The 11,049-nt window shown below is 49.3% G+C and carries 11 protein-coding genes; 9 read left to right on the top strand and 2 right to left on the bottom strand.

Annotated elements, in window-relative coordinates; translation table 11 throughout:
* From ASC50_RS02705 to ASC50_RS07600, 4 genes are all read left to right on the top strand, one after another.
* The coding region (locus ASC50_RS02705) for an ATP-dependent DNA helicase (RefSeq protein WP_056928660.1) at nucleotides 1-1,033 on the top strand (1,033 nt) is incomplete at its 5' end.
* A complete protein-coding gene (gene recG / locus ASC50_RS02710) occupies nucleotides 1,030-3,195 on the top strand; it encodes an ATP-dependent DNA helicase RecG (RefSeq protein ID WP_226995351.1) in 2,166 nt (721 codons plus the stop codon). The genes ASC50_RS02705 and recG, both read left to right, overlap by 4 nt.
* Before the next feature lie 39 nt (nucleotides 3,196-3,234).
* Nucleotides 3,235-3,726: a metallophosphoesterase family protein gene (locus tag ASC50_RS02715; RefSeq protein ID WP_055431977.1), complete on the top strand. Its 492-nt coding sequence runs from the start codon at nucleotides 3,235-3,237 to the stop codon at nucleotides 3,724-3,726.
* 397 nt (nucleotides 3,727-4,123) lie between these two features.
* Nucleotides 4,124-4,195, top strand: a complete 72-nt coding sequence (locus ASC50_RS07600; RefSeq protein ID WP_262482189.1) for a hypothetical protein — start codon at nucleotides 4,124-4,126, stop codon at nucleotides 4,193-4,195.
* Between the two features lie 99 nt (nucleotides 4,196-4,294).
* On the opposite strand, the gene ASC50_RS02720 is transcribed toward ASC50_RS07600, so the two are convergent.
* The gene (locus ASC50_RS02720; RefSeq protein ID WP_055431978.1) at nucleotides 4,295-4,846 is read right to left on the bottom strand and encodes an NADH peroxidase; all 552 of its coding nucleotides are present in this window, start codon (nucleotides 4,844-4,846) and stop codon (nucleotides 4,295-4,297) included.
* A gap of 13 nt (nucleotides 4,847-4,859) precedes the next feature.
* Nucleotides 4,860-5,276 (bottom strand): Fur family transcriptional regulator, encoded by a 417-nt coding sequence (locus ASC50_RS02725; RefSeq protein WP_055431979.1) that lies wholly within the window; start codon nucleotides 5,274-5,276, stop codon nucleotides 4,860-4,862.
* A 192-nt stretch (nucleotides 5,277-5,468) separates the two neighbouring features.
* Here ASC50_RS02725 and ahcY point away from each other — a divergent pair, with 192 nt between their 5' ends.
* The 5 genes from ahcY to ASC50_RS02750 all read left to right on the top strand — a co-directional run bounded on the left by ahcY (nucleotide 5,469) and on the right by ASC50_RS02750 (nucleotide 10,949).
* The gene (ahcY, locus tag ASC50_RS02730; RefSeq protein WP_055431980.1) at nucleotides 5,469-6,875 is read left to right on the top strand and encodes an adenosylhomocysteinase; all 1,407 of its coding nucleotides are present in this window, start codon (nucleotides 5,469-5,471) and stop codon (nucleotides 6,873-6,875) included.
* Between the two features lie 10 nt (nucleotides 6,876-6,885).
* Nucleotides 6,886-7,095: a putative polyvalent protein kinase domain-containing protein gene (locus ASC50_RS02735; RefSeq protein ID WP_055431981.1), complete on the top strand. Its 210-nt coding sequence runs from the start codon at nucleotides 6,886-6,888 to the stop codon at nucleotides 7,093-7,095.
* A gap of 93 nt (nucleotides 7,096-7,188) precedes the next feature.
* Nucleotides 7,189-9,102: a glucosamine-6-phosphate deaminase gene (locus tag ASC50_RS02740; protein WP_055431982.1), complete on the top strand. Its 1,914-nt coding sequence runs from the start codon at nucleotides 7,189-7,191 to the stop codon at nucleotides 9,100-9,102.
* Nucleotides 9,089-9,862: an ABC transporter ATP-binding protein gene (locus tag ASC50_RS02745; protein WP_055431983.1), complete on the top strand. Its 774-nt coding sequence runs from the start codon at nucleotides 9,089-9,091 to the stop codon at nucleotides 9,860-9,862. Before ASC50_RS02740 ends, ASC50_RS02745 begins: the two co-directional genes overlap by 14 nt.
* 403 nt (nucleotides 9,863-10,265) lie before the next feature.
* The gene (locus tag ASC50_RS02750; protein WP_055431984.1) at nucleotides 10,266-10,949 is read left to right on the top strand and encodes a succinate dehydrogenase cytochrome b subunit; all 684 of its coding nucleotides are present in this window, start codon (nucleotides 10,266-10,268) and stop codon (nucleotides 10,947-10,949) included.
* Nucleotides 10,950-11,049 lie beyond the last annotated feature (100 nt).

Here is an 11,049-nt window from a genome sequence, read left to right on the forward strand (position 1 = left end):
TCAGGGGGGAGCCTTCTCCCCCATTGAGGGAGGGCTGGGGACCGGGCTTCTGGACGATTTGATTCGCTATGTCTATGGCGGGCAGGGCTGTAGGCTGATTTTGTTGGGTGATTCGGCGCAGTTGCCACCCGTTGGGCAGACTGCCAGTCCTGCGCTTGACCCAGATGTGTTGGCTGCTCACAACTTGCTTGTGCACACGGTGACACTGACGCAGGTGGTTCGTCAAGCCCGTCAATCGGGTATTTTGCACAATGCCACTTTGTTGCGCAAAGCCATTGAAAAAGAGGCGGTTCAAGCTTTCCCTAAAATTCACACAAAAAAGTTCACCGATGTGCTAATTATTCGCGGCGACGAGTTGATTGAAACCATCGAAAATGCCTATCAGCGCGATGGAATGGAGGAAACGATGGTGATTTCGCGTTCCAACAAGCGCGCCAATCTGTTTAACAACGGCATTCGCAACCGCATTTTGTGGCGCGAGGAGGAGCTGTCGTCGGGCGATTTGCTGATGGTAGCCAAAAACAACTACTTTTGGTCGAAAGAGGTAAAAGAAATGGATTTTATTGCCAATGGCGACATCATGGAGGTGAAACACATTGGGCGCACGCAGGAACTCTACGGCTTCCGCTTCTGCGATGTGACGGTTTATTTCCCCGATTACGATGTGGAGTTGGGTGTAAAAATTATCCTCGAGAGCCTCCATTCCGACTCGCCGTCGCTACCCAAAGAGCAAAGCGAGCAACTTTTTCAAGCCATTTTGGCAGACTATGCCGACCTCCCCTCAAAAAAGGAGCGCATGGCGAAACTCAAAACAGACCCGTTCTACAATGTGGTGCAGGTCAAATACGCCTACGCCGTCACCTGCCACAAAGCACAAGGCGGGCAGTGGAAAAACGTCTTCCTCGACATCTCCTACGTGCCCGAAGAGTATCTCGGCTTGGACTTCTACCGCTGGCTCTACACCGCCTTCACTCGCCCAACAGAGCGACTTTACTTGGTCAATCCGGCGAAAGATTTGTTGGCAGCACAGTGAAAGTACGGCAAAAAAAGCGTAACTTTGTATCCGAAATGCAGGAAATAAATCAGTCACATATCAAATATCTGCTGGGTGTGGGTCCGAAAAAGGCGGAAACTTTGCAGAAAGAAATCCAGGTCGTTACTTGGGAGGATATGCTGTATTATTTTCCGTACAAGTACATCGACCGCAGTAAGATATTCACAGTCAGAGAATTACAGCGAATTTCAGGGCAGGAACGCAACGACAATTCAATGCCCTACATTCAGTTGAAGGGCAAAATCAGCGATTTTCAAATACGTGGCGAGGGGAGCAAACGGCGGCTGTCGGCGGTGTTCAGCGACGACACGGGTAGCATCGACTTGGTGTGGTTTCAGATGCTCAAGCACATCATGACCACCTACAACGAAACTACGGAGTACATCCTCTTTGGCAAGCCCACCGTGTTTGGGCATCGCCTGCAAGTGGCTCACCCCGAATTGGAAACGGAAAACAAGTTTTATGACGGTCAATTGGGGGTGCAAGGATTGTATAACACCACGGAGCGGATGAAAAATGCGTTCCTCCATTCGCGCGCCATCCAAAAGATTATCACTCAGATACTTGAGAATATCAAAACGCCTCTGCCGGAAACGCTGCCGCAAGAGATTACCGACAAGGCGTACCTTGTTTCGCTGGATACCGCACTGCGGAACATTCATTTTCCGCAGACACCCGAAATGCTGCGGCAGGCGCAATACCGACTGAAATTTGAGGAGCTGTTTTATCTGCAACTCAACATCTTGCGGATTACGAAATACCGCGAGAAGCGCATCGCCGGCTTGCGATTTTCGCAGGTGGGTGAGTTTTTTAATTACTTCTATTTCAACCACTTACCTTTTGAACTCACGGGTGCGCAGAAGCGTGTGGTCAAAGAAATTCGGCAGGATGCCAATTCCGGCAGGCAGATGAATCGCCTCTTGCAGGGCGATGTGGGCAGCGGCAAAACGCTCGTGGCACTGCTGTCTGTCCTCATCGCACTCGACAATGGCTTTCAGGGTGCGATTATGGCACCCACGGAGATTTTGGCGACGCAGCACTACGAAACGATTTCCGAACTGCTGGCAGGGATGCCTGTCGAAATAGCCCTGTTGACCGGCTCCACGAAGAAAAAAGTGCGCACGGAAATCCTGCCCAAAATAAAAACCGGCGAAATAAAAATCGTCATCGGCACCCACGCCCTCATCGAGGACACAGTCGAATTTGCCAACCTCGGTTTGGTGGTGGTGGACGAGCAACACCGCTTCGGCGTGGTGCAACGGGCGCGCCTCTGGAAGAAAAACGCAACCCCGCCACATGTGCTTGTGATGACGGCAACCCCTATCCCGCGCACGCTGGCGATGACTGTGTACGGCGATTTGGATGTGTCCGTCATTGACGAACTCCCCCCCGGTCGCAAGCCCGTAAAGACGGTGCACACCTACGAAAAAAAACGCGGACACCTCTACGAATCGGTACGCAAACAACTCCAGGAGGGTCGTCAGGTCTATATCGTCTATCCGCTGATTGAGGAAAGCGAAAAAGTGGACATCCAAAATTTGCTCGAAGGCTTTGAAAAAACCAAGCAGATTTTTCCCGAATACAAGGTGTCGATGCTGCACGGCAAGATGAAACCCGCCGAGAAAGATGCTGAAATGCAGCGGTTTGTGTCCGGCGAAACGCAAATTATGGTCGCCACCACCGTGATAGAAGTGGGCGTGAACGTCCCCAACGCCTCCGTGATGCTGATTGAAAACGCGGAACGCTTCGGCTTGCCGCAATTACACCAGCTGCGCGGACGTGTCGGAAGGGGTGCCGACCAGTCGTTCTGCATCCTCGTCACGAAATACGAACTGTCCGAAAACACCCGCAAACGCCTCGCCATCATGACCGAAACCAACGACGGCTTTCGCATAGCCGAAGAAGACCTCAAACTGCGCGGACCCGGCGACATCGACGGCACCCAGCAAAGCGGCATCGCCTTCAACCTCAAAATCGCCAATCTCGCGCACGACGGGCAGATTTTGACCACCGCCCGCGACTTCGCCCAAGCCATTCTGGATGCCGACCCACTGCTTGAACAGCCGCAAAACGCCCTGCTTGCCCGCCAACTTGTCCGCCTGAATAAGGAGAAGCAGATGGGGTGGTTTATGATTAGTTGATGATAAAATTTTGCAAATAATATGTAACTGATTAGTGTTATGACAAAAATAGGTTTACTTTCCGACACACACGCATATTGGGACGACAAATTCGCTAAATATTTCGCCGACTGCGACGAAATTTGGCACGCGGGCGACATCGGCAGCGAAGAAGTGTTAAATCGTTTGGCGGCGATTAAGCCGACACGCGCCGTTTACGGAAACATCGACAGTTCTGCGCTCCGCGCGATTTGTCCGCAAACATTGCGCTTTGAAGTGGAGCAAGTGCCTGTATTATTGACACATATAGGAGGTTATCCGGGAAAATATGCGCCGGAAATCCGCCAAGAACTGTACGCCAATCCCCCAAAATTATTTGTCTGCGGACATTCGCACATCCTGAAAGTCCAATACGACAAGCGTTTGCAACTGCTGCACATCAATCCGGGAGCTGCCGGCAAATACGGCTTCCACACCGTACGCACAGTGGTGCGGTGTGTGATTGCCGGTGCGGAGATTAAAAATTTGGAAGTGATTGAGTTGGTGGGGTGAGAAAAAATTATGACCACCCGCAATCATACCACTTGGCTTTCGCTCCTTGTCCCGCAGGGACAGCACTTTATTAACCGTAGACTTTAGTCTACGGTAGTGACGGAGCCCACACCCCAAAGTCCCGCATGGGAAGACACATTGGTTTATACCGTAGACTGAAGTCTACGGTTAATAAAGTGCTGTCCCATGCGGGACAAAACCGGAAATTGCTTGCAAGAAACGCTCTTTCTAACTTTTTTCGTCCCATAATTTTACTATTAAGACTGCAAAGCTACAAAAATTTATTTTTCATAGCACCGGAACAAAGATTTTTGCCCACAATTACTAATTGAACTTGCCCAAGGCATCACTTGCATTATTCAAAAAAAACACGATTGAAGCCACTCAACACAACGGAGTGTTGAAAATCAAACTTCCAAAAATGGAAAAAGCGCTGGTGGACAAGCGCAAAACAATCGCGATTAAGTAATTGCCCAACGCAGGGAAAATACCAAAAGGAACGCCCGCAGTCAGCGAACGTTCCTTTTCAGGGGATTGCGGGTCAAGCCCGCAATGACGGATAAGGGTTTTACTTGAAATACCTGTTGTACAAGCCTTCAAAGCCTTTTCCGTGGCGCGCCTCGTCCTTGCACATTTCGTGCACGGTGTCGTGGATAGCATCCAGGTTCTTCTGTTTTGCCAGCGTGGCGATGCGTTTTTTGTCTTCGCACGCACCTGCTTCGGCTTCCATTCGCTTTTTGAGGTTCGTTTTGGTGTCCCAAACGACTTCGCCCAGCAACTCGGCAAACCTGGAAGCGTGTTCGGCTTCTTCCCACGCATAACGCTTAAAAGCCTCTGCCACTTCGGGATAGCCTTCGCGGTCGGCTTGGCGACTCATCGCCAAATACATACCGACTTCGCTACATTCGCCGGCGAAATGCGCTTTCAAACCGTCCAACACTTCGGAATCAACCCCTTTGGCAATGCCAATGACATGCTCGTCTGCAAACTGCAACGCACCCGTTGATTCCACTACTTCTTTAAACTTGTCTTTCGACTGTTGACATTGAGGGCACAAATCGGGAGCCTCATCCCCTTCGTGCACGTAACCGCACACGGTACACATCCATTTCTTCTTCATAACTTTTAATAATTTACATTGTTATACAATTTTTACAATATCCTTTATAATATAGCTGACATTCATCAATTTTCAAATCCGAAAAATTTGCAATATGCTTGTTATCAGGCATTTCTATATGCAAATCAATAATTGCGCCGCACCCTTTGCATTTGAAATGAGCATGCGGAGAAATATCTCCATCATAGCGCACATTTTTTTCATCAATGTCAATCGAATGAACCACACCTTCTTCCGAAAGCAGTTTCAATGTGTTGTAAACCGTTGTTTTTGACAAGGTTGGCATCGCCGGAAACAGTGCATGAAAAATCATATCCACTGTCGGATGCACGGGATGGTCAACCAAATATTTCATAATTGCCATTCGCTGCACAGAGGGCTTGACCCCGGCTTCTTCCAACCTGTTCACCACATTCGATGTTGTTCTCATTTCAAAACTGTAATTATTACATTTTCAATTCGGGCACAAAAGTAGAGGTTTATTTTGAGATATGCAAGTGTTTTTGAAAAATTTACTGTTAAACTTTGTTAAATCCCAACATTTTTTGGTTTTTTGACAAGATAACTCATAACTCATAACTATTTCGTACCTTTGTCGCCGAAATTCAAAAAGACATATATAATGCAAGAAAAATTAGACTACAAAGTAGCTGACATCAGTTTGGCGACTTTTGGACGCAAAGAGATTGAAATCGCGGAACATGAAATGCCCGGCTTGATGGCACTTCGCGCGAAGTACGGCAAAGAAAAGCCGCTTAAAGGCGCACGCATCATGGGGTCGCTCCACATGACGATTCAGACTGCCGTGCTGATTGAGACGCTTGTGGAACTCGGTGCCGATGTGCGCTGGGTGAGTTGCAACATTTTTTCGACACAAGACCATGCCGCCGCCGCCATTGCTGCCGCGGGTGTTCCCGTTTTTGCGTGGAAAGGCGAATCGCTCGAAGAATATTGGTGGTGCACCGACCAAGCCCTGCGCTTCCCCAACGGCGAAGGACCCAACCTGATTGTGGACGACGGTGGCGATGCTACCTTGCTGATTCATTGGGGTTTCCAAGCCGAAAACGATGCCAAAACCATCGCCCGCAAAGGAGGCAACCACGAAGAACAGGTGATTTTAGACACACTAAACAGGATATTGAAAGAAGACCCAACGCGCTGGCATCGCACCGTGAGCAAACTAAAAGGCGTGTCCGAAGAAACCACCACAGGCGTACACCGCTTATATCAAATGCTCGAAAGAGGCGAACTACTGATTCCCGCCATCAATGTGAACGACTCGGTCACCAAATCCAAATTCGACAACCTCTACGGCTGCCGCGAATCCCTTGCCGATGGCATCAAACGCGCTACGGACGTGATGATTGCCGGTAAAGTGGTGGTGGTGCTCGGCTACGGCGATGTGGGAAAGGGTTGCGCCCGTTCGATGCGCGCCTACGGCGCGCGCGTGCTCGTCACCGAAATAGACCCCATTTGTGCCTTACAAGCCGCTATGGAGGGCTTTGAAGTCACCACGATGGAGGAAGCCGTGAAGGAAGGCAATATCTTCGTGACCACCACCGGCAACCGCGATGTCATCACCATCGACCACTTGAAAGTGATGCGCGACCAGTCAATAGTCTGCAACATCGGGCATTTCGACAACGAAATTCAGGTAGAAAAACTCGTCAACTTCCCCGGCATCAAGCACCTCAACATCAAGCCGCAAGTAGACAAATACACCTTCCCGACAGGCAATTCGATTTTCCTGCTGGCAGAAGGTCGCTTAGTCAATCTGGGTTGCGCCACCGGTCACCCCTCATTCGTGATGAGCAACTCGTTCACCAACCAGACTTTGGCACAAATCGACCTCTGGCAACACAACTACGAAATCGGCGTGACAAGGCTCTCAAAGCAGTTGGACGAAGAAGTAGCACGCCTGCATCTGGGAAACATCGGCGTCAAATTGACAAAATTGACCCCCGAACAAGCAGCGTATATCGGCGTAAATCCCGACGGACCGTACAAACCGGAGCATTATCGCTATTAAATGCAAACGTATGACAGCATTAGAAAAACGGCAACAGAAGTCATTTGCGGAAGCCGACAAATTTATCGAAGATAACGGAAAGATTGGATACAACCGCTATGGCAATGACATATTGGAAATAGCCGACCTTCACGAGGGCAATGTGCTCATGGGCGAAGATGGCAACTTTTATTTTATTGATACGATACCGTACATGAAACAAAATCATACAAATCAATAAAATCACACGAAAATCACAGTTCAGACAAAAAACGCTTGCACATCCAAAAAATTCTGTGTACTTTTGCTGCTCAAAAAAGACATTAAAATTAGTATGGAAAATCTGGATAAAAGGTACGAAAAAGTGCCGGTTTCTATCTTCACCGATGCTGATGTGGCTTCGGATTTGGTTGCTAAACAGGTGGCTACGCTCATTCGCGAGAAGCAGGTTGCCAAGCAGAAGTGTGTGTTGGGGCTGGTGGGCGGCTCTTCGGTGGTGGGCGTGTATGAACGGCTCGTGGAACTGCACAAAAAGGAGGGGCTGAGTTTCAAAAACGTGGTCGTCTTCAACGAGTCCGAGTATTATCCGCTGGCGAAAGACGAGTTGCAAAGTCATTACCTCTACTTGTACGAATATCTGTTCCACGAGGTGGACATTTTGCCGGAAAATATTCACCTGATTCCGGGCAATCTGAAAAAAGAGGAGATTTCTGCTTTTTGCGAAAAATATGAAAAACTCCTCAAAGAAGCGGGCGGCATCGACCTCCAATTGATAAGCGCGGACGGACGCGGACAGTTGGCTGCCAACGAACCCGGCTCGATGTTCACCTCGCGCACCCACTTGGTGACGCTGGACTATTCGACGCGCATGGGTGCCGCAAGTAATTTTTTCGGCGAAGAAAATGTGCCAAATCATTGTATCACAATCGGTTTGGGTACTATTATGGATGCCAAACGCATCATTTTCATGGCGTGGGGCGAAGGCAAAGCAAAAGTCATCCGCAAAATTGTGGAAGAGGGTATGACGGAAATGCTCCCCGCATCCATCCTGCAAAAGCATCCCAACGCCTCTTTTATCTTCGATGAGGCTTCGGCAGCCGAACTGACACGCATCAAAACGCCGTGGCTGGTGGGTACGGTCAAGTGGACGGACAGAGCCATTCGCAAAGCCGTGTTTTGGTTGTGCGAAAAGTTGGAAAAACCTATCCTCAAACTCACAGAGCGCGATTACAACGACAGTGGGTTGGGCGAACTCGTGTCCGAATTTGGTCCCGCCAATAAGATTAACATCCGCGTATTCAACGACTTACAGCATACCATCACCGGCTGGCCCGGCGGTAAACCCAATGCTGACGACAGCACGCGCCCCGAACGTGCCACGCCATTCCCCAAGCGGGTGGTGGTGTTCAGTCCGCACCCCGACGACGATGTAATTTCGATGGGCGGAACGCTGGCGCGCCTCTCCGAACATGGTCATGAGGTGCATCTTGCTTATGAAACGTCCGGCAACATCGCCGTTTTCGATGATGAGGTAACGCGCTTCCTGGATTTTGTGCGCGGCATTGCACCATTGTACAAATTTGATGACAAAACGGCGCAGGAAGCCTATCAACAGTCATTGGACTTTTTCAAGCAAAAACGTCCCGGACAGCCTGATATAAAACAAGTTGCAGCCTGCAAAACGGCTATCCGTCAGGGTGAAGCGCGCTCGGCGTGTCGCTATCTGGGCATCCCCGAAAATCGCGTGCACTTCCTCAACCTGCCGTTCTACGAAACAGGAACGGTGAAAAAAGCACCCATCACGAAGGCGGATGTGGACATCATCGTCAAATTGTTGCAGGAAGTGAAACCGCAGCAAATTTTTGCCGCCGGCGACCTCTCCGACCCCCACGGCACACATCGCGTCTGCTTCATCGCCATTTTGGAAGCATTAAAGCAATTGCAGGGCGAAACATGGCTCAAAGACTGCTATATGTGGCTCTACCGCGGTGCATGGCAGGAATGGGACATCGCCGAAGTGGATATGGCGGTGCCGCTAAGCCCCGAAGAAAGCCGCATCAAGCGCATGGCAATCTACAAACACCAGTCGCAAAAAGACCCCGCGCTGTTCCCCGGAACCGACCAGCGCGAGTTCTGGAAGCGGGCAGAAGACCGCAACAAAAACACCGCCGCACGCTACGACCAACTCGGCATGGCAGAATATCAAGCAATGGAACTCTTTGTGCGTCACCACTTTGAAAAAAAATAACATCATCCTCAACAACCTCGCGATAGGTTACAGAAAATCAATCATCGCCGAAAATTTGAACGCCACAATTTTCGGCGGCGAATTGACATGCCTCGCAGGTGTGAATGGCGTGGGAAAATCCACGCTACTGCGCACATTGGCAGGTTTTCAACCACCGCTGGCAGGCTACATCAGTTATCAGTTACCAGTTACCAGTTACCAATTATCAGTTAGCAATTATCAATTATCAGTTAGCAATTACCAATTAAAAGAATTGTCACACATCATAGGCGTAGTGCTCACCGAAAAAATCACAGCTACAGACCTTTCAGTAACCGATTTAGTAGGCATGGGGCGCAACCCCTACACCAATTTCTGGGGGCAGATGACAGCCGAAGACCGGCAAATTGTGCGCGAGGCAATCGCGCAAGTCGGCATCACCGAATTGGCAAACCGCCCCACCGACACGCTGAGCGACGGCGAACGGCAAAAAGTAATGATTGCCAAAGTGCTCGCGCAACAAACGCCGGTCATCTTTTTAGACGAGCCAACTGCCTTCCTCGACTACCCCAGCAAAGTAGAAATCATGAATTTGCTGCGCACATTGAGCCGCGAAACCGGCAAAGCCATCTTTCTCTCAAGCCACGACTTGGAATTAGTGTGCAGAACAGCCGACAAACTCTGGGTGCTGGACAAATCGCGCGGACTGATTGTTGGCTCGCCGGAGGAGTTGACAGAAAATGGTTGCTTGAAACAAATTTTTCAGTACGGAAATTCTTAGAAATTCACAATTTTTTTGTACTTTTGCACCAAAATTTGAAATATCAATATCGGCTAAATCTTTTTTCAGGTGCTACTATTTCGCAAACGCTGTTTTATCCCGTAGGGATTATAGCTCGGTAGAAATGGAATGCCTCCCCCATTCCTGCATCCCGTAGGGATGCAACATCATCCGCAATCGGTTGCATCCCTACGGGATGCAGGGTGGAGGTGAGGATTGGCTTTTCTACCGAGCTATAATCCCTACGGGATAAAAGGCTATGTCCCTACGGGACAAAACACCGTTTGCGAAATAATAGCACCTGAGAAAAAGATTTAGCCAAATTTCCTGAAGAACTATTTTTATTAAGATTTTTTTTGTAACTTTGCGCGCGATTTCAAGGGAAATATAAAACAAATAATATATGTATTGGCTATTTAATTCTTCTATTGGCAGGAAGTTCATCATGAGCATCACGGGGACTTGCCTTGTGCTGTTTTTATTGTTTCACATGAGCATGAACCTGGTTTTGGTGTTCTCTACCGAAGCCTACGACATGATTTGTGAATTTTTGGGTGCCAACTGGTATGCGGTGGTGGCTACGCTGGCTTTGGCGGGCGGGTTTGCGATTCACATCCTCTACGGCACGGCATTAACGCTTCAAAACAAGTTTGCGCGTGGCTCTCAGGGCTACACATCCGGCAACAACACGAAAACGGAGTGGTCGGCAAAAAACATGTACGTCTTGGGGCTGTTTATCCTCTTGGGGTTGGCGGTGCACTTGTGCAATTTCTGGTACAAGATGCAATTCGCCGAGTTGATTGGTTCGCCGGATGCGGTGAAGGCAGGTTCGGGGTTAGTCATCGCGCTGTTTTCAAATGCCGTTTATGTGGTGATTTACCTGCTGTGGCTGTGGGCACTGTGGTTTCACCTCACCCACGGCGTGTGGAGCGCATTCCAAACGCTCGGCTGGAACAACAAAACATGGTACAAGCGCGTGCATTTCATTGCGTACATCGTGGCAACGGTCATCGCGATAGGCTTCGCAATATGCCCTGTGTATTTTGGGTTGCAAAGTTTGTTAAATGGCACAATGACAATAGTTTAAAAATGTCATGGCGGGCTTGACCCGCCTCACCCGCTTTTATAAAGTGGTTGGGGTGGAAGGCCCCGCGGACCACAATCTTTTCATTTTTCTTTTATAAAAA

The organism is Candidatus Symbiothrix dinenymphae (genome assembly GCF_001431085.1).

Coding starts and splice junctions, on each gene's coding strand:
- ASC50_RS02715 (WP_055431977.1), top strand. CDS start 3,235: ATGACAAAAATAGGTTTACTTTCCGACACACACGCATATTGGGACGAC.
- ASC50_RS02720 (WP_055431978.1), bottom strand. CDS start 4,846: ATGAAGAAGAAATGGATGTGTACCGTGTGCGGTTACGTGCACGAAGGG.
- ASC50_RS02725 (WP_055431979.1), bottom strand. CDS start 5,276: ATGAGAACAACATCGAATGTGGTGAACAGGTTGGAAGAAGCCGGGGTC.
- ahcY (WP_055431980.1), top strand. CDS start 5,469: ATGCAAGAAAAATTAGACTACAAAGTAGCTGACATCAGTTTGGCGACT.
- ASC50_RS02735 (WP_055431981.1), top strand. CDS start 6,886: ATGACAGCATTAGAAAAACGGCAACAGAAGTCATTTGCGGAAGCCGAC.
- ASC50_RS02740 (WP_055431982.1), top strand. CDS start 7,189: ATGGAAAATCTGGATAAAAGGTACGAAAAAGTGCCGGTTTCTATCTTC.
- ASC50_RS02750 (WP_055431984.1), top strand. CDS start 10,266: ATGTATTGGCTATTTAATTCTTCTATTGGCAGGAAGTTCATCATGAGC.